Annotated in this window: 10 protein-coding genes; 8 read left to right on the forward strand and 2 right to left on the reverse strand. The window is 38.5% G+C overall.

Features of this window, described 5'->3' with window-relative positions:
* Positions 1-33 precede the first annotated feature (33 nt).
* From C9J51_RS12830 to C9J51_RS12855, 4 genes are all read left to right on the forward strand, one after another.
* On the forward strand, positions 34-5,274 hold the full coding sequence (locus C9J51_RS12830) for a choice-of-anchor A family protein (protein WP_164838182.1): 5,241 nt from the start codon (positions 34-36) through the stop codon (positions 5,272-5,274).
* A gap of 13 nt (positions 5,275-5,287) precedes the next feature.
* Positions 5,288-8,251 (forward strand): transglutaminase-like domain-containing protein, encoded by a 2,964-nt coding sequence (locus C9J51_RS12835; protein ID WP_045040942.1) that lies wholly within the window; start codon positions 5,288-5,290, stop codon positions 8,249-8,251.
* A 473-nt stretch (positions 8,252-8,724) separates the two neighbouring features.
* A complete protein-coding gene (locus C9J51_RS12845; RefSeq protein WP_146144927.1) occupies positions 8,725-9,048 on the forward strand; it encodes a DDE-type integrase/transposase/recombinase in 324 nt (107 codons plus the stop codon).
* A 1,418-nt stretch (positions 9,049-10,466) separates the two neighbouring features.
* A complete protein-coding gene (locus C9J51_RS12855; protein WP_107275202.1) occupies positions 10,467-10,667 on the forward strand; it encodes a hypothetical protein in 201 nt (66 codons plus the stop codon).
* A 140-nt stretch (positions 10,668-10,807) separates the two neighbouring features.
* On the opposite strand, the gene C9J51_RS12860 is transcribed toward C9J51_RS12855, so the two are convergent.
* Positions 10,808-11,659 (reverse strand): SIS domain-containing protein, encoded by an 852-nt coding sequence (locus tag C9J51_RS12860; RefSeq protein ID WP_107275203.1) that lies wholly within the window; start codon positions 11,657-11,659, stop codon positions 10,808-10,810.
* A 251-nt stretch (positions 11,660-11,910) separates the two neighbouring features.
* Here C9J51_RS12860 and murQ point away from each other — a divergent pair, with 251 nt between their 5' ends.
* The 4 genes from murQ (at position 11,911) to C9J51_RS12880 (ending at position 18,933) form a co-directional block, all read left to right on the forward strand.
* Positions 11,911-12,816, forward strand: coding sequence for an N-acetylmuramic acid 6-phosphate etherase (gene murQ / locus C9J51_RS12865; protein WP_045039851.1), 906 nt, complete (start codon positions 11,911-11,913; stop codon positions 12,814-12,816).
* Between the two features lie 31 nt (positions 12,817-12,847).
* Positions 12,848-14,302 carry a PTS N-acetylmuramic acid transporter subunit IIBC gene (gene murP, locus C9J51_RS12870; RefSeq protein ID WP_045039852.1) on the forward strand — a complete coding sequence of 485 codons (1,455 nt, stop codon included), beginning with the start codon at positions 12,848-12,850 and terminating at the stop codon, positions 14,300-14,302.
* 304 nt (positions 14,303-14,606) lie between these two features.
* Positions 14,607-17,084, forward strand: a complete 2,478-nt coding sequence (locus tag C9J51_RS12875) for an AAA family ATPase (protein ID WP_107275204.1) — start codon at positions 14,607-14,609, stop codon at positions 17,082-17,084.
* Positions 17,085-17,097: 13 nt separating this feature from the next.
* On the forward strand, positions 17,098-18,933 hold the full coding sequence (locus C9J51_RS12880) for a DUF2357 domain-containing protein (protein WP_107275205.1): 1,836 nt from the start codon (positions 17,098-17,100) through the stop codon (positions 18,931-18,933).
* Between the two features lie 444 nt (positions 18,934-19,377).
* Here the strand turns inward: C9J51_RS12880 and C9J51_RS12885 are convergent, their stop codons facing one another.
* Positions 19,378-21,045 carry an RluA family pseudouridine synthase gene (locus tag C9J51_RS12885; protein ID WP_045039853.1) on the reverse strand — a complete coding sequence of 556 codons (1,668 nt, stop codon included), beginning with the start codon at positions 21,043-21,045 and terminating at the stop codon, positions 19,378-19,380.
* Between the last annotated feature and the right edge of the window lie 134 nt (positions 21,046-21,179).

A 21,179-nucleotide genomic window follows, 5' to 3' on the forward strand; every position in this document is an offset into this window, starting at 1 on the left:
CATGAAATAACTAAGGAAGGTTTTTTAATGAGGATGATGAATTTCCTCTTACTATTATTAGCTTTTGTAACATCTCATTCAATTAACGCTGGAAAAGATGATTTGCTTTGGCCTGCCACTAACTTTAGTGGATATATATTTAATGATTTCAACTCTGGGTCGGGTAACAGTCAGAGGGGACTGGCTGTAGGTGGGAACCTTGATATAGTTGGATATTCTATTGGTGCTGGCTTACCCCAAGACTTTAGTGATTTTGGCTTACTTGTTGAAGGGGATGCCAACTTTAGTTTAGGTCGACTTTATAAAGGGAAGATTCGTATTGAGGGTGACACTAGCGGAATAAGTAGCTCAGTTATTACCGGCTTTCCTGTTGGTGTTAGTATTGAAAACATAGCTCTTGAAAACTCTATTTTTTCGTCGAAAGAATACTATCAGGAAGTATCAAAGCAACTTGCTGAAGCTGAAGTAACAGGCGAGTCAAAATATCAGTGGGGCGGGTTATACCTCGAAGGTGATTGTGTTTCTCCGGTTCAAGTCTTTAATATTGATGGTGTACAATTCCAATCCGCTCATACTTTTGAGTTTAACTGCCTTCCTCCAGAAGCGACCATTATTATTAATATGCTTGGGGACAGCACGAAATTTAATAGTGTACAGAGTAAAAGTATGTCATCTCTTGCTGTTCATAGAGAAAGAGTGCTTTTTAACTTTCCTGATTCTAGTGAGCTGAACTTTGCAGGAATAAGAATTGAAGGTCACGTCTTGGCGCCTCATGCAAATATTAGCGCACCACATGGCGATTTGATGGGAACAGTGATAGCGAACCAATGGGTTGGATCAATGCATTTAGGTGGGGAGCTCTTTAAAGGAGATTTGTCCACCTTAGTAAGCTTCAATGAACCTCCTTTTATTGAGTCAACGCCTATCACTCAAGTTACTTGGCCCGATGAATATCAATATGTTGTCGTGGCAACAGACCCTGATCAGGATCCGATTACGTATTCATTAACGCAGTCACCCAATGGTATGATGATCAATCCAATCACCGGGGAGATTTCTTGGGTTACAACCAACATAACCGCTTCTTCTTTTGGTGAGTTTCCAATAGAGGTGATTGCGACTGATGATAAAGGAGAGTTTGACAGCCAGGTTTTTGTTGTGAGATTAGATGCTCCGTCTAATTATGCCCCTGAAATCACGTCGACGCCAATTACAGAAAGCACCATAGATGCTCTGTATAGCTATATGATCTCCGCTATAGATTTAGACGGGGATGTGCTTTCATTCTATTTGGATAATGCGCCACAAAACATGTTAATCGATGCTGAAACAGGATTGATTACATGGCATATTTCTAACGGGGATACAGGTAGCCATCTTGTTAAAGTCGTTGTTAGCGACAGTAAAGCTGAAGACAGCCAAAGCTTCAATGTTAATGTTACTGCACCGGGTAACAATGCTCCTGTTATCGTTTCCGCACCAATTTCTGAGGCTGTTCTGCAAGAGCTTTACCTTTATCAGGTCGTCGTGATAGATGAAGAATCGCATCCTCTGACGTTCGAACTGTTAGACGCACCAGTGGGAATGGTTATTGATGCGGACACTGGCCTTATTACTTGGAAACCGGAAAGTTTAGATCCACCGACGACAGTGCGTGTTCAGGTTAAAGATGCTCCGGGGTTAACCGATAATCAGCAATACCAGCTTACCGTCGTTTCTGTGGCCAATGAACCGCCACAGATTACCTCACTACCCGTCGAAGTGGTTGCTAAAGAGCTGCCTTATCATTACCAAGTTACAGCTACGGATGACAAGGACACACAACTGCATTTCAGTCTGGTGCATGGTCATAAAAGCATAACGATTGACCCTATTACCGGAGAGGTGCAGTGGCAGAACGTCTTATTGCCACCTCAGGGATTTGAGCAAACTAATCAGCAATGCAAAATCATTCAGAGCACGACAACTCGCGTGAGTGGTAGTGCAGATGTTTTTGTCGTAGTGGATGAATCTGGCTCTATGTCTGGAGAGCACAATTGGCTTAAAGGCTTGGTGCCGTCGTTGGAAGCAGGTCTGGTTGGTGCGGGCGTTGGTGAAAGCACAGCGAAGAACCTTTATGGTCTGGTCGGATATGAACGCGGGTCCCGCTATCTGGTGGTTGATGGGGAGGAAATGGTTGAGTCAGTCAGCTTTAGCCGTTTAGTAGCGCAGTTAAGACTCTACGGCGGTACAGAAGATGGTTATCGTGCCATGAAAGGAACGCTGGACACTTACTCATTGAGAACAGACTCGGCGAAGAACTTAATTCTTGTTACAGATGAAGATAGAGATGTCACCCTATCTTGGTCTTACCAACAGATGTTGGAGCAACTCAAGTCAACCAGGACCTTACTCAATGCTGTCACTAACTCATCGTTCAGATGTGACGATGGCAGTTCTGCAATGGGGATGACTGCTGAAGGAATAGGCTTTGTAGCCGATGGCAGTGGCAGTTACTACACCTGTAATGGGGCAAGGGCTGTAAGCGGTTCTGGCGCCAGTATAAGAGATTACGTGAATTTGGCCATTGAAAGCGGGGGAGCAGCCTGGGACCTTAACTTCCTGCGAAGTGGGGGACTTAGAGCGAAGTCTTTCTCTGAGGCGATTGTTGATATTAAGATTAAGGAGATCATAGATCAACTCCCTCCTATTTATCTGGCCGACTTACAAGTTAACCGGATAATGCTTTCAGAAAGCAAGAGTGGATTAGTACATGTAGCTGCGACGCTGAACAACCGGGGTCTGGCAGACACAACGCATCCTTTCGCTGTCGCTTTCTATAGTCAAGGTGTTTTTATTGGGCAGGTTGATGTTCAAAACATAGCTACAGAAAGCAGCCAGCTATTGGTATTAAAAGATATACCAGAAAGCGCCTTGGGTGATGACATTGAAACCATAGTTGTTAGTAGCAATGAGGAGTGTCTGACCGATAACAATGAGACGCGCGCCATGATTGCCAAAGTTAAAGTGACGGATAGTCAAGCGGCAGAAGCTACACAATGGTTTGCGGTTAACGTGGCGGAGAGCAATGAGTCCCCGGTCATTGAACCAGTCCCTCCAATTGTGCTTGAGGTTGGTGAGAAATTCCAATTAGCGTTGAACGTTTCAGATCCGAATGTTGGGGATGATTTTTCATTCGCTCTTGTTGATGCACCTGCTGGCATGCGTGTCAACGGGACCAGTGGTGTTGTCTCGTGGCAGCCAACGCAATCTGACGTTGGGCAGCTGATGGCTGAAGTTGCAGTGCAAGATCTCGCGGGTCTGCAGTCGACAACACTGCTTTCATTTGATGTTCTCGATTTTCTACGGGCACCAATAATTATCAGTGAACCGTTGTTAAAAGCGCAGGTAGGGGCGAGTTACTATTACCAGGTGGTAGCAGAGAGCGATCGAAATGTCCTTCTTGTTTATCAGCTTATCGAGTCACCAGAAGGAATGATCATTGATGAAAACACGGGTGAAATTAGCTGGCGTCCGGATCAAGTCAGTGGAGATGGCGGACACAGCGTTATCGTCGAAGTTATCGATGATAAAAACTTAGCTGCCATCCAGTCGTTTGTTATCTCTGCCGTCACCACAGGAGACGCTCCAGAGTTTACCAGCACACCTACAACGTATCTGCAATTGGGCGAAACGTTTACATACCAAGTGTTGGTATCGGACAGCTTAGGACAACCGATAGACGTTAGTCTGCAAGCTTTCCCGGACGGAATGACCCTTGATGCTAACAACTTGGTATTGTGGCAGCCGAGTAAATCAGGGACGTATTCTGTTAGGGTTGCAGCGAGAAGTGCCGGAGGACTCGTCACAACTCAGAGCTTCGATGTACAGGTAGTTGAAACTGCAAATCAACCACCACTCATTGCAAGCCAACCAAGTTGGCGAGTTCAGAGTAATGGGGACTTGCACTATCAGGTGCTGGCTTCAGATCCAGAAGGTGAATCGCTGTCATACCTGTTGATGGAAGCACCTGCTGGAATGGTGATAGACACGGATGGTTTAGTCATATGGCTAGCCAGTACACAACTTGACGGAAAGTTCAGCGTACGTATCCGAGTCGCTGATCAGTCGGGCGTCTTTGCGGAGCAAAGCTTTACCTTTAGTTACTATCCGAGTAACGCCGCACCGGAGTTTACGAGTAGTCCAACAGGTATTGCAGCAATTAATACCCCCTACAAATACTTGGTGTCTGCTAAGGATCCAAATGGTGACCCAGTATCGTTCTCGTTGGCAACGGCTCCTGAAGGGGCTGTGTTAACCGCGTCAAATGAAATCGAATGGACACCAAATGCTTCCCGGTTGGGTACGCACACCTTTGTTGTTGTTGCTGAAGACCCTTTCGGTATGCAAAGCACACAAAGCTTCAATGTTACTGTTCGTGAAGTGTTAAACAATGTTTACCCTGTCATTACATCCGTCCCTCTACTTGAAGCCTTTGTGGGGACCAGTTATCAGGACCTTATTATTGCAGCGGATCCTGATGGTGATGCTCTAACTTATCGCTTAATTGAAGCGCCAGCAGGAATGACTGTCTCTGGAAACGGGACGGTAACCTGGCTTCCTGAAATCAATCAAAAGGGAAGTAATCCCGTTACTTTAAAGGTTTACGATAACTACGGTGCGTATGCGGAGCAAATGTACAGCATTCGTGTAAACAGCGGAAACGAACCCGCCATTATAAGTACCCCTGTTCTATCAGTCTACAATGGTATGAATTATATATACCAATTAGAAGTCGTTGATTTCGATAATGACCCTTTGCGCTATCAGATAGATGAAGGGCCGCAAGGAATGTTGGTCAATGATTCAGGCTTATGTACATGGGCAGTAACTGAAGCGGATGTTGGAAATCATTTTGTCAGTATATCTGTAATCGATGCAGTAGGTAATACCGATACTCAAAAAATCAACTTAACCGTGAAATATCAAGGTGAAAGTGAAGCTCCGGTGATAACAAGTTTGCCTAAACGTCAAGCAAAGACTGAGGAAGTTTATACCTATCAGATAGTTGCTGCCGATAGTGATGGAGACACTATTACATATCGACTGATAATGGCACCAGAAGGGATGACTATCAGTGAAAACGGGTTAATCCAATGGTTGGCAAACGAAACACAAATTGGTTTGTACGAAGTTGTGTTGGAAGTGAGTGACTCAGTAAGAAAAATCGATCTTCAAAAATACTCGGTTGCAGTTACTGCGCCAAGCTTGTTTAACCGTAGAAAATGCCGCTAGAAAGGAAATCATAGTGACAACTAAATATATTCAACTTGATGATATACGACAAAATAAAAAGTTATTATCGTCTATCATTTATAGTCTGCTAGCTTGTTTTATGTTTGTTTTTTATTCTCCATCTGCGCTGGCATTGCATTATGTGTTAGAGAGTAAACAAGTCCCGAAAACAAGTTCAGAAAAATTAATGGATGGACTTGTTAATCTTGAGCGTATCACAAGGGAAGTTCTTTTTTATTCGAAGGATGAACCGCAAAAGGTCAAAGTATTAGAGCGCTATGAGGATAATCTTTCTATTTTAGATTCTAAGTTGCAAAAATATGCAAAAGGAACAAGAAAGGAATTAGAAAGCTATTGGGATGTACTAGATAGTGTTGAGAGCGAAACTGTAAAGGAAATGCAGAGCCAATTAATAGCCTCATTCGATAAGTACTGGCCAATGATAGACCGAAATTTGAATGAACAACTGAAAGGTGAAGATACGAACATCGAGTCTGTGGAAGCCCTCTATCAGTTGTTGACTCAATTTAAGATCGGTCCAGAACATCATAAGTATGATAGCGAAAATATGCCATTTGGTTCTCTACCGAACGTAGCTTATACCCCCTCTCAGGATATGAGCTCACTTTTAACACGTTTAGACATTGAAATTTCACCGGCAATAGCTCGCGCAAGTTTTGTTAGAAATATCTCGGTAGATGATTATCTTCAGTTTAATATAGATACAGCTCAAACACTTGAACTTACAGAGTTGGCTGAGACGCTAGAAAGAAACCCTCAGAAGATTTTCCAATACGTTTATAACAACATTGAATACGTACCAGCATTTGGCTCGATTCAAGGCGCTGACTATACCGTACAAACGGAGCGAGGGAATGCGTTTGACCAAGCAAGCTTAATGATTGCACTTCTCCGCGCTTCTGGTGTGCCTTCAAGGTACGTTTATGGTTCAGTAGATGTCAACCCAAGCAACGTTATGAATTGGGTTGGAGGAGTGAATGAAGTAGAAGCTGCGCAGAATCTACTTGGCCAAGGTGGTGTACCAAATATCATTGTAAAAAGTTCGAACGGCGACACTGTTTCATTCAACATCGAGCACGTGTGGGTTGAATTTTATCAAAATGGAGAGTGGGTAGCTGCCGATCCAAGCTTTAAACAGTATGACTATACAACTCCTTTAGACATCAACAGTATTATGACTTTTGATAGTGAAAAGTTTGTATCAAAGATAGTGGAGGGTTTGGTTGTAGATGAAGTGGATGGTTGGGTTAAAGGGCTGAACCAAGAAAACCTAATATTGCAGCTGCAAGAAATGCAATCTCAATCTGAATCATATATAAATAGCCAATCAGTGACATTGGGGGAGGTGATTGGTACTAAAAATATTGTTCAGCTTGTAGGCGATAGAATCCCAAGGTTACCTTATTTGAAAGTGAGGGCTAGTCAGTCACTGAAATTTTTACCGGATAACTTGAGGCATAAGTTTAAATATGAACTCAATGACGGTTCTGGTGTGTTCTCAAATACGATTTTGAGCTTTGTAGTATCCCTACCCGAGATTTTAAGTAGCAGACTTGCTATGAGCTTTGCGCCTAGTACTCAACAAGATATCGATGCCTTAATCGACTATCTACCAAGTGATTACACATCTTCGAGTGTGCCTAGTAGCTTGCCGTATGGGCTCATCAATTTAAAAGCTAGAATATCCATAGACGAGAGCGTTATCCTAGAGAGAGGCTCGATACCTTTAGGCAAAGAGCTAAGTTCAAGAAAAGGTTTTTGGACTCCTAGGTTTGGTTGGGAATTAGAAGAAAGTCCCGTCATCACGGGTGAATATCATGCCATTGGTATTGATAGTCATGGCGTAAGCAAAAGAGTAATCGAGGATATTGCCAATGTAGCATCGGAGGCAAAGTCTTATCTTGATCAGGGAGCTACAGAAAAAGTATCGAACCACAACACTATCGGTGCGGTACTACAAACAGGCATTCAGTCATTTATGGTTGAATCCAATATGATGAGTAAGTTAGCCGCACTCGAGAGCGGCGTTGTCCACTATCGCCAGCCGAGCTTCGGTACTTTTAGTAATTCTATTTCAGTAAGTTATTTATTTGGTTTACCGAGTAAGATTGAGTTCTCTGGCGTTGTCATGGATGTAGATCGTCTATCGGACAATGCTGAAGCGAAATCCAATTGTAGGGATAGGTGGATGACGTTTAACAGAAATTCAGGAGCAGCAGCCTCATATCTAGAACATTCGATTCCTGAAAAGCTCTTTTCTGATAACAATGGTGGTGTCAGCGCAGTTAAGTTGATTGGATTAGCCAATTCGCAAGGTCAAAAACTATATACCTTTGACAAAGCCAATATCTCATTGGTAGAAAATTTGTCATTGCATAATGATGTGCGACAAGAAATTTATCAAGCGGTTCAGGTTGGAAATACTGTCACAATTCATGAGAGTCCTATCACTGTTAATGGTTGGAGTGGGTACGGGTACGTCAAAATAGATCCTGAAACGGGATCGGGTGCTTATAAAATTTCAGGAGGAGCAAATGGCGGAGCGTTGTCCACAATTTTCGCGTCTATAGGAGGCTTCTTTGATGGTCAATCGAAGTTTAAAGATCATTGGTTTAATCCAGGCAATTCTCCGTTATATTCTCGTTTAGCGAAGATGTTTGGAAATGCAAGCTTAACAATATCAATCATTGACACTATACTAAATCCAGATCTAACAACTAGTCAAAAAGTCGGCCAGATAGTTATAAATACCGCTGCTTTTATTGGCTCTTATGCACTTTCTAGTTACTTGGTCTCTACACTTGGTGTTGGATTAGTTGTTGGTGGCCCAGTTATAATGCTCAGTTTACTACTTGTGACTTTGGCAATATTGCAGTCAATACTGATTAGCTTGATTATCGAGTCATATTTGACTAATAGAAATTATAAAGAGAACAAAGAGGGATTATTGGCTTGATACCAAAGAGATGTATAATTCCCAGTATTGCAGGGTCAGTAGTTGGTTATTGGCTTGCCCGGCAGTGCGATGATTTTCACAGCCTATTGCTTGGTAAATTTAATTTTTTACTAGATAAAACCGTGCTTTTTATGTGTTTGGTTCCAATCATTGCTCTCTTGGTGATTATTGAGAATAAGTACATATGGGGTAAGTTTATAAAATTGGAAACAAACGCAGATGTATGGGGTGTTTCATTTGGATTCCTAATCGGGTTTGTAACATTAGGTATCTATTAGATTTATACAGGCTATTCAATTTTGTATACTCCGAATCATCGACTGTACATTGTTTCGTGCGATCAAAAATCTCGAACAACCTATTCAGTCGAATTCACGCACGATGCTGCTAATTTGGTCCTAAATAAAGGCTACACAATACAAGAAGCATGTAATGCTGTTGGATACACGGCAATGAGTCGCTGAGTCTCTCAATTGAAGCTGGAACATGGTGGAATAACACCAACCTCAAAAGCTATGACGCCAGAACAAAAATGCATTCAAGAGCTCGGTATTATAAGTAAACAGCCGAATAAACATAAAGATAAAATATCAGAAGATGTCTCTAAAATAGCTCCGAATTTATTAAATCGAAAATTTAATATTAAAGCATCAAATCAAGTTTGGTGCGGCGATGTGACATACGTTTGGGCTGGTAATAAATGGTTATATTTAGCCGCTGTTATGGACCCATTTGCTCGAAGAATTGTGGGTTGGGCATGCTCAGATAGTCCAAATAGTGCTATAACAATTTTGTAGAAGCAGAAAGGATACGCTCAAATATATATTGCAGCATTACAACACCAAGCGGGGCCATAGTTATAACAACTACTTATCGCCAGTAATTATGGAAGCAGCCGCTTAATGTAAATATCTATAAAGGTGTACAGTTTTACTTGATCACTTCAGGGCCGCATTGTTTGCATGTGTAATACGGTATTTTTCGAAATACTTTAATGATCTTTGCAAGTGAGTTGGTATGTATTAAACCGCGAAATCCATTATCTGATTAACACTCTGGCATATTCTTTTAATGGTTGAATTTTTACCGTCTTTTTCTAATGTTCGCCATTCACGATAAGCGTATTTGGGCGTGATGTTCTCCTTTTTACGCTCAAACCATAATTCAGCAATGCTTAAAAAATATTTGCTTGTTGTTTGCGAGTTTTTAGCTTTTTGGTTTGCTCAAATGACTTTGGGTTTGTGGTGCGCTTACACATTATAAAGTAATTTATATTTTTATCATTCAATGTTAGTGCTGCGTTGGTAGATAAATATAGATGTTGTGAATAATTAATATGCTTGATTAAGGTAATATTCTGTAGATAGGGAAATGTAACTCTACATGAAATATTAAATGTTGTAGTTACAGATATGAAATAACTAAGAAAGGTTATCCAAGGTTGAACGATATAGTTAATCCTAACCAGTTAATACGAGATATCTTTATCTACTTAGTTATATATTTATGAAAATGAGGTGTGTAATGGAAATCGTGTTTTTTATTGCTTTTGTTATTTCGTTATTAAATGTAGTGTACGCGTTAGTTACAAAAAATATATTCTTTTCCGGTGGTTGGATTAACTATTATGATAATAAGTTAAATTTTTTCCAGCTTGGTTATTGTTATGTCCTATAGTGAATGATCTCGCGAGGGCTATAAGGTATTTATTCACAGCGTAATTTACAAAATAAAGATATGGCTGTCCTATGTTTTTGGCATGATATTAAGAAATATTACTCGTAAACAATTAGATGATACCACTTCCTGCATTAGCGTATAGGAATTATGACAGGCTTAGTTGTGTCCCGAGCGCTTGAGGTGATATCACTGACAGGAAGTCGCTGTCCAAATCAGCAACCTACCGTGCGATGAAAGAATTGCACCAATATAGAGATGAGGAAATGCGTGATTAGTGATTCGATCTTTTTAGTTTACTTGGCAAGTGCATTACTAATATTGTCATATGTGTTAGTCGGTTTCGGTATTGTAAAGCGTATTGCGCAGTGGAGCTCAAATTCATCAGATAAGCGTGCGATCTTCTTGGCGGTGATTTTTATCTATCTAGTATCGGCTTTCGAGGTGATAGATATAGTTAATGACTTATTTCACCTAACCAGTTAGTACGAGATGTCTTTATCTACTTAGTTATATATTTATGAAAATGAGGTGTGTAATGGAAATATTATTTTTTATTGCTTTTGTTATTTCGCTGTTAAATGTGGTGTACGCGTTAGCTACAAAAAATATATTCTTTTCCGGTGGTTGGATTAGTTATTATGATAATAAGCTAAATTTTTTTGCCGGTTTGGTTACTTTTATAGCATTTATTTTTTTCTATGGTGGTTTTTACTTTGTTATTTTTCCATCATTATAATCTTCATACGCTAATGAAGTTTACTTTTTGATATCTCCAGCAGTTTGCTTAGCTCGTTGTATATTAATATAAATGTTTAAACTAAGTGTTTTATTAAAAATACTATGTCCTTTATACCTACGCTATACATAAAAAATAAATCAGATCCTCTCTACTGCGGAGGATATCTCGTTGAGTAATAGTTTTGCTTTATCATTTTTCAGTTGTAATAACGTCATAAAAAGTAGGTCTGTAATGACATTTTGTGCCGTTCGAGAAGAAATAGAAGAACTGCGAAATTGTTTTTCATCAGCAATGGTATCAATCGTGTAGTGGGCTAATTTTCGTAAGGGGCTTTTTTTAATATTGGTTAACGCAATAATTGTTGCGCCTTTATCATGGGCAGATTGAGCCGCAACAAGTATTTCTCGACGTGTGCCTGAAAATGAAATCGCGATGAGTATATCGTCTTTAGTGAGTGTATTTGCTGTGGCAACTTGGACATGCGTATCTTGTTCGTTGAGTGCTGTAATCCCGATTTTTAATAGTTTAAAAGTAAGATCTTTCGCTGTTAATGCGGAACCACCGATGCCGACAATTTGAATACGGTGCGCTTGATTGAGCTGCTTAACAATAGCCTCAAACTCAGAAAAATTAATGGCATTGGTTGTTGCAATCATAGCGTGGGTTTTCTCTTGAATTAACTTTTGAGCAATAGTTAATGAAGAATCATCGCTATGAATTTTGTTATGAATGGGTCTTTTAGGCTCTAGAATGGCCTTTTGTTGAGCAAGATCTTCAATAATGGCAAGTTTAAGAGCCGTAAAACCTTTAAATCCAAGCCGTTGGGCAAATTTGATGACACCTGATTGAGAAACGCCAACTTTGGCGGCTAAATCTTGGCTTACGTAAGCGCTTAATGACGCTGGATCTTCAAGAATAAAGTCTAATATTTTCACACCATTGCTCGACAAACAACTTCTCTGGTTTTGCATCTTCTCTAAAATACTCATAATTTCCTCATTTTTTTGAATTAATTATTCAATATTGGATAAATATTATTCTTTTGGTAATGTTTTGTTATCTTATTGAAAATAAAGGGATAAATTTCATTTCTCGATCTGTGTGTAGATATTGCTAATCCTATTTATTCTCTAATGTTGGCATAAAATGAATAATTTTAGTTGTGATTATTGTCACTTAATCGAATTTTTTATTCTATATGATTTCTCTCAAACCTAATAGTTAAGCGAGAGAGCTGATGATGAAGATCGACCTAACAACCTTAGTGACCGAAAGCCGAAATGCAGTGAGTGAGAATATCGATATGCTTCCAACAATTGATATGTTGAAAGTGATTAACCAGGAAGATCAGAAAGTGGCTTTAGCGGTAGAAGCTATTATTCCTGAAATAGCGAAGGTTGTTGATCTTATTGCAAATGCTTTCCAATCTGGCGGTCGCTTGATTTACGTAGGCGCTGGAACGTCAGGTCGATTAGGTATCTTAGATGCCAGTGAATGTCCTCCCACATATGGCTCAAACCCTGACGTAGTGGTTGGTCTAATCGCGGGTGGACATCAAGCTATTTTAAAAGCCGTTGAAAACGCAGAAGATAACCTTGAACTTGGTGCTGCGGATTTACAACAAATTGGTTTTAATAACAAAGATGTACTTGTAGGGATTGCTGCAAGTGGGCGTACGCCTTATGTACTCGGGGCGATGAACTATGCAACAAGCGTTGGTGCAACGGTTGCGACATTAAGCTGTAATGCCAATAGTCCAATGACGCAGATTGCAGATATTAATTTGACGCCCATTGTTGGACCTGAAGTCGTAACGGGTTCTTCAAGAATGAAAGCGGGTACCGCACAGAAGCTAGTGCTGAATATGTTAACCACTGGCGCAATGATTCGTACCGGAAAAGTGTTTGGAAACCTAATGGTTGATGTTGAAGCAACCAACGCCAAGCTCATTCAGCGTCAGCATAATATTGTGGTTGAAGCGACGGGATGCTTAGAATCACAGGCAGCGGCTGCATTAGCCCAATGTAATAATCACTGTAAAACCGCCATCTTAATGATTTTACTTGATATTGATGCAGAGTTGGCCGCAGCAAAACTGAGTAAACATAATGGCTTTATTCGTCATGCACTTTTAGACCAAGAATGATTAGACAATAGGTTTTATTAAGGAGCATAAGATGGCCAAAATAACCGCTTCAATGATACAACAAATACTCACGGCAATCGGTGGCAAGGGAAATGTTATCAAATGTGGTAACTGTATGACGCGATTACGTCTTACATTACAAGATGATAACTTAGCTGATCGAGATTCAATTAAGCGCATTGCAGGAGTAATGGGGTTAGTTGAGAGTGATGATCAATTTCAAATTGTTTTAGGGCCGGGTAAAGCACAAACGGCGGCTGAAATGATGAATAGCATGCTTGAGAAAGAACCGGGAGAGACAAGGGATATATCAAACCAGCAAACTGATCTTAAAGATGTTGCTTCTGCGCATAAGCAACAATTAAAGAAAAAACAAACCAGTGCAGCGCAGCGTTTTCTAAGTAAGTTTGCGACTATTTTTACGCCTTTAATTCCAGGTTTTATTGCCGCGGGTTTGCTACTCGGTATAGCAACATTATTAGAACAACTTTTTGTGCTTGGTCATGCAACACCTAATACGCATTTACTTGATTTAATTGCGTATATGAAAGTCTTTAGTAAAGGGTTGTTTAGCTTTTTAAGTATCCTAATTGGTTATAATGCGCAGCAAGCATTTGGTGGTTCAGGCGTTAATGGTGCGATTTTAGCGTCTTTTTTTGTATTAGGTTATAACCCAGATGTAACCACTGGCATTTACTCAGGAATGACGGATTTTTTTGGTAATGGTATTGATCCTCGTGGCAATATTATTGGGGTATTAATTGCCGCCATTATTGGTGCTGGTGTTGAGAGAAAAGTCCGTCAATTTATTCCCGATAATCTAGATATGATTTTAACCTCTATGATCACCTTGTTGATTATGGGAGCAGTAACCTTTGTGATAATCATGCCGATTGGCGGTGAGCTATTTAAAGGTATGTCATGGTTATTCATCAACCTTAATGGTAATCCATTCGGCAGTGCGATCTTAGCGGGATTATTCTTAATCTCAGTAATGTTTGGTATTCACCAAGGTTTTGTACCTGTGTATTTTGCTTTGATTGATGCTCAGGGCTTTAATTCACTTTTCCCCATTTTAGCGATGGCAGGAGCGGGACAAGTAGGGGCAGCATTAGCGTTATATGCTAAAGCTAAAAAAGATTCGTTGCTACGAACGCAAGTCAAAGGCGCAATTATTCCGGGTTTCCTAGGCATTGGCGAGCCGCTTATTTACGGCGTTACGCTACCGCGCGTTAAACCTTTTGTTACTGCTTGTGTTGGCGGTTCTGCTGGTGGTTTCTTTATTGGATTAGTCTCTTACATGGGGTTACCAATTGGTTTAAATACGGTATTTGGCCCATCAGGTATTGTTGCCTTGCCATTAATGACATCAAGCTCAGGTATTTTTGCGGGTATGGCAATATTTACAATTGGCTTGCTGATTTCATATCTTGTGGGATTTGCGATGACATGGTTCTTCGGTACTAAAAATGTTGATTTAAGTTAAGACCACATTATTGAGAAGCCGATTTAATAAGCAATTCCTAATTCTTGGACATTTCGGTTTAGTGGCTTAAGGCCTGATTTCGATATTCACAGCGTAATTTACAAAGTAAAGATATGGCTGTCCTATGTTTTTTAAATAATTATTATTCTTTGATGTACTAGCTGAAGAATCAGCCATATGTAACTTATTTTAGTGCGCGTAATCAATAACTATCATCTATATCTAGTGTAGCATTACATGCAAATATTGAATTTAAATCCTTGAAATATACGTGTGAAATTTCAAAATTTGATAGGAACAAAAAATGCAGCAAGAAATATCTGAAAAGTTAATTGTAGTTAAATCAACAGCTCTTAACGAAAATCAAGGGTTTGTAATCCCTCTTTTAGCTGAGCAAGAGGATGGAGTTTATCGACACTTAAATAGAGAAGAATACCCTAGTGATATATTGATAACGAAAGGGTTTCCTACAATTCATGAGCAATATGAAACGAATGAGCTTTTCATTCTATCTAATCATTCTTTGGATGAAACTAAAGATGGTTTGAAATACAGAGCACACCTAAATGATGTAGAAAAGCTTCCTCAAAATACATTTTTACCAATATTGATCGCAGAACTTCCTGATAAACAGGCAGGATTATTACCTTTAGATGTAATTCCTCCATCTCAGCCATTTTTTATTTTAGACAACGAAGACATATATGGGCCGATGTCTAGCACTCAAACTGATGATAAGAGGTATATGGTTGAACCTTTTGTGCATCCTTTACTTAGTTTTGGAAAAGGATATTTAGGGAAATTCAACTATTCAGAGGTGTTAGATACAATTGTTGATGTGTTTATTAATGGTGTAGAGAAGAAGTTCATCACATCTTTTAAAGCTATATCGAAATATAAGTCAGGAAATCCAAGCATTGATTATTTGTCTGATGATCAACTAATTCGTGTTGTTAATGCTCAAGGTTTTGGAAAAAAATCTAAAGTTTTAGCTAAAAAAGAAGCTGAAAGGTTACAACAGATTATTGCAGAAAGTGAAAAAGCTAATCAAATAATCAAACAAGATGAACGTGTTGAGCGTTTGAAAAAATTATTAGATAAATATTTGGTGGAGGCTGATTTTGGTTATTCTCTTATAAAAGAATACCTTGCTTCGTCTATGGGACAACGCTTCCTGCAAACTTACGTTGAAGAGAACAAATTATCTTTACTGCAAGAGCATTTAGAAAAGGTTAAAGAAGAAGCCGATGAAAAAGAGCAAGAGATACGATTGAAACTTCAAAAATTATCAGATTCATTTTTACAAAAAGAAACTCAATTACATGATTTTGAATTAAAGATTGAGCTAAAAAAGAAAAAAATCGAAGAAGATATTGCGGAGAAAGAAGCAGAGAAAGAAGAAATTATTAAAAAACGTCTTGAAGAGCAACAGCATGAACTATCGAAAGAAATAGAATTAGCGAAGTTAGAACTTTCTAACATTATGGATAATATAGAAAATCAATCCCAAGTATTAGGTATTTCCAATGAGACTGTTCACCTTAATAAAAGGAAATCGTATTTAGAAGAACATAATAAAATGCTTGAATCTGCAGCTAGTGGCTTTGTTGCCATTTTGCAAACAACACCTAACCAAGATTTAGCAAAAAAAATTGGAGAAATGGAGGCAATTAATAAAGTTTTAAGTGGTCAGTCATATTTTGATACAACTTCTTTGGAAGCGAAGCCTATAGTGTTCGCTAAAAGCCAGCCTGAAACTGCAGAGGATCTTATTGATAGCTTATGTCATGATTTTTCTGAGGATGGTGGAAGAGCTTTCTCTCAAGAAGAAATGACTAATTTATTAGTTTCTGTAAATCAATCTTTCTTAACAGTTTTGAGTGGGCCTCCCGGAACAGGAAAAACATCAACAGCGACTCGTTTAGCAAAAGCTTTGCATCTAGGTAGTTCTCAAGGCGATAAGAATTTTTTATTTGTGCCAGTTGGTCGAGGTTGGGTATCAAGCAGAGATACTCTTGGTTTTTATAATTCATTGAAAGGTGTATATCAAGAATCAAGAACTGGACTTTACAATTTTCTACAACATGATAGTAATCAAGCAAATAAGCTCATTTTGCTTGATGAAGCAAACCTTTCATCAATGGAACATTATTGGTCTGATTTTATAGGGCATTGCGATAGTGACTACGGTTCGAGGCCTATTGATACTGGTATCCCTAAAGAAGAGTTAAGGTATCTTAAATTAGATGAATCAGTGAGGTTTATCGCAACAATAAATAATGATGCAACAACGGAGCGTTTGTCTCCTCGTTTGATAGATAGAGCTCCAATTATTAACTTAGATATATCTAGTGAAATTGCACCTAATATTGTGGGGAAGAAACTTGAAGGAGCTGTTCATTCAAATTTGATGAAAAAGTTCTTTATCCCGGATGAAGCTGAGTTATCTAAAGCAAACTCTTTGGTTTTGAGGCAGGTTATTGAGCAATTGTTAGTGCGTGATTCAAAACTAGGAAATCCAATCTACATAAGTAAGCGTAAAGTAAATGCTATTACAAATTATTGTGCAGTTGTTGGTTCAATACTAGACTCTGAAGTTGCTTTAGATTTTGCAATCGAACAGCATATACTTCCGCATATTGAAGGCTATGGCTTAGGATTTAAAAAACGCTTAGGTAACCTTCAAACAATTCTTGGACGTTCTTACCCTAGATCAACAGCTCAGATAGAACGAATTCTGGCAAGTGGGAATGAATTTACAAGCTCTTTCTCTTATTTTTAATTGGTTATAAAAAATGAAGCTTAATATTAAAATTCTAAGGGGAGAAAGGGACGGATATCAATTTTCTTTACCTGCAATTACTTCATCTACAGCACCCACCCAATGGGTAAAAGAAAATGAAGCAATTGAATTATCTTTTTCTGTTCCCTGTAATTATATTGATGCTGAACTTATTCTTTATGATCATAAAATTGGTGTAAGTTCTGTCTCATATGATAATGATGAAAGTAATTGTTACTTTAAATGGCTACCACAAAAAAAATGGGGAGGAAGGCAGGAATGCCTTTTTTTCAATTATTTTGGGTTGGCAGAGCTTACAATTAAGCTCCAAGAACAAGATGGCACCTACACTTACATTAACTTTCAACCTATTGAAGTTTTAGCATCAAAAGCTAACGCAAAAAATGTTGATTTAATGCTGCTATATCTGGCTAGATTAAATGATAATGAGTTACATTCTTTATTTCAAACTACAAAATATAATACTGGATTTAAAGAGGGAAATCATACTCCAATCAGTAACTTAGAAAGGTTAGAGTATAGCTTTAAACTACTTGTATCATTAATTCCAAATGTACTAAGAAAACCAATATCTAAACTTCTTCCTGAACAAAAGGTAATCCATCCTAATGATCATCATGATTTTAACGATGAGTCATTAGGGTGGTTGATGTCTAACCTTTCCGTTATAAATGAGTGTGATGATATTCATCAATCACATTTACATTTTGAAAATCGAATGTATAGAGCCGATGCTCTTCAAATATCAGAGCTTAAAGAAAGTACTGATGTTTATGAAAATAGAGTTATACATGGTTTTATACAGTTATTGATAGTTGAGATATCTAATCAATTAAATTCATATGAGACTATTGATGAAAGTCAAACAACGGTTGCTTGCCCTCCAAATGGCTATGTATCTTTTTTTGATCAAGTGAAGAAATTTAAAAAACGTCTTTTAAGTGAGCAAGTCAATCGTTGTAAAACTCTTTTAAACTCAGCAACTAATCTTAAGTTTCATTTAGAAAATCATTTAAGTGTTAGTCATGTATTAACACAGAGACCGATGCTTACATCTAAAGCTTCATCAAATCTTTCTTATCGAACGATTTTTATAGAATTTATTAACTGGTATGAAAAAAGTAAACCAGATTGGTCTGTATATGAGAATTTATTTGCGATAAAAAGTATTCCTATTTTATTTGAATCTTATTGTTATTATCGAGTTGCTGAAGCGCTCAATAGTATTCTTCTTACAAATGATAGAGTTAATAGTTACTGGCAAGATAAATATGGAAATGAAATTATTCTTATCAGAGAGCCAACTTATTGGATGCCCCTAAATAAAAATATTTCTGATAGTAGGTTTATTAATTCTGAGGGGTTAACTGTTACCAAAACAGAGGTAAAAGCTAGATCCCATACGCATAAATATTCACACAGGTGTCCAGATATAGTTATCGAGGTTAAGCAATTAAATGGAGAGTTTAAATTAGCGGTTCTTGATGCTAAATATACTACAGAACTAATCGCTTCAGAGAAAAGGCTTCCTGAATGTACTATGAAGTACGTACACGGTATTCACCAGAAAGGAACCGGAAAAACAGTCGTCGATTCGATGACGATTTTATTCCCAGATCAATCTTCTTCTTTTAATAGTTTTCATGTCAAAGAACATGACCTTCTTAGCTTAAATCCTATAACACCATCTTTACAATGCTTGGGGGTAGAGCTATCAGACACACCTAAAGATAATTTAACATTAATTTTATCTAAACTACTAAAGTCTTTATTACCACTTAATGAACAGAGCTTAAATACCTCGTTAGAAATAGAAAAAGAATTTTAAATTAGATGTGGTTAACAGTTGTTGACCACTTCTTGCTGCCAAATCAAATCACTAAATAATTCCATCACAATCAGCTGTACTCTATATCAACGAACTTCCCCATCCATTTCACATAACATCTGTTATATCTACCAAATTTATAATTTAATGAATCACAACGTTATATTAAAGCTTATTTGAAGTGTCTTTTTTAGGATAACTGCATTATTTTAAAAGGAATTATCATGAATTTTAATCGTGAAGTGTGAGTTAGAAGAATACTGTTAAATACAGCTATTTTTAGAGAAAAGTCATGCTATATATCGAGTGGTATTTAATTGTGGTTTATAACGTGCAAATTGTATTTTTAAGAAATATTCAGAACAGCCATGATAAAACAAATAAAAAAGCTAACATTCGCTTTATTGTTTGTTAGCTTTTTATATATGCGCTATCTAAACCGACTTAAAAATCGGCATCGACCTCAAACACCATAGGTTCGCCAGTGACAGGGTGGTTTAGGCCAAGGTATTGTGCATGTAGATGTAAGCGGTTTGCTTTTTGACCGTATAAATCATCACCGACAATTGGCATGTTCATACCGTTTTGGTGGGCTGAGTGAATGCGTAGCTGGTGAGTTCTGCCTGTTTTAGGGTAATAATAGACCTTAGTTTTACCGTCTTTACGTTCGAGAACCTGCCATTTTGTGAGTGCAGGTTTGCCATGTTCATAACAGACTAATTGGCGTGGACGATCGTCTAAATCAACCCGCATTGGTAAGTTAATCTCACCATGATCCTGCTTTGCAATACCATCTAATAATGCCACATAACGCTTTTCTGCGGTACGGTTAATAAACTGTTGTTGTAGTGCTTTATGGGCGTCTTTAGTTAATGCAATTACAATTAGGCCTGATGTCGCCATATCTAAACGGTGGACAATTAAAGGGCTATTACTGTTAGGGAACATCGCTTGCATGCGGCTATAAACTGAATCGGTGATGGTTTTACCAGGAACTGAAAGAAACTCTGCCGGTTTATTGATAACCACCATCGCATCGTCTTGATACACAATCTCTAGCTCTTTGCCTTCTGCTGGGTTTTGTAAGAGCGGATTAGCATCAATATCTAGTCCTGTTAGCATATGCTGTAAAATCGGTTCGCATTTGTTTTTGCAGGCTTCATAAAAGTATTTATGCTTGCGAATTTGCGCAGAAGGAGAGGCTCCCCACCAAAATTTAGCCATTGCTAACGGGGTTAAATGTTGCTTAAAAGCATACTGGAGTAATTTAACCGTGGCACAATCGCCAGCACCTTGTGGTGGCGTTTGGTCATTAAACAACGCATTGAGATCTTTTGTTTCACCATTTTGATTTAAGAATTGATATTGTGCGTAACGGTGTTGTTGTAATAATGCGGTTAAGGTTTCATATTCTGCTTTTAGAAGGGTAAGTGCAGAGGTATCAGATTGTAATTTATCGCTAATCTCACTGAGTGTTTGTGTCCACTGCTGGCGAATGGCTTTTTGTTGATGCTTATCAAACGCACTTTCACGGGCTAAACGATGGAATTCTTGGGTCATAAATTCGCTATCGTGACTTTGTTCTGCCGCTTTACGTTGTAATTTACGTTGTTTGCGCTGTTCGATCATCTGTAAGCGAAATGATTCAGAGGCTAATTCAGCGTGATCTTGAGCGACCTGATATTGATGCTGCAACTGAATGTAACTTGGTTTGGATTCAATTGCGGTTATTTTAGTCGTCACTTCATCAATCAAAACTTGTTGAGCCTTGATCGCAGGATCGATGTTTTGCTCATCAAATACCGGAGGAACAAAATGGGGCTGGTGTGCAAGATTGGCAATTTTATCTGAAAATGCAGATAAATAACCGAGTTCACCTTGTTGGTTTTGAACTAATAAAACCCCAAACATATGGCCAATTGCATCATTATTGTCTAATCCAAAATTATGCTGCCATTGATCTTGAGTCGCGATATGTTGTTGTAATTCTTGAGCCGCTAACACACATAATGGATGAGGTGTGTAGCAAAATGGAAACGTAAAACGCTCAGGTAGCGGTAGCGTATCAATAGCGGCAATGAAGCGAGTAAAATGATGATCTGATGCGTGCATGATGGTATCTATTACGAACAAGGGCGGCGATTCTAGCATTTCTAACGTAAAATTTCGAGTTAACGTCAGTAAACTATTTTATTGAGTATTTAATCATAGGCACAATATATTTTTATATTTAATTTATACCTCGC

The sequence above is a fragment of the Photobacterium iliopiscarium genome (genome assembly GCF_003026395.1).
Classification (GTDB): Bacteria; Pseudomonadota; Gammaproteobacteria; order Enterobacterales; family Vibrionaceae; genus Photobacterium; species Photobacterium iliopiscarium.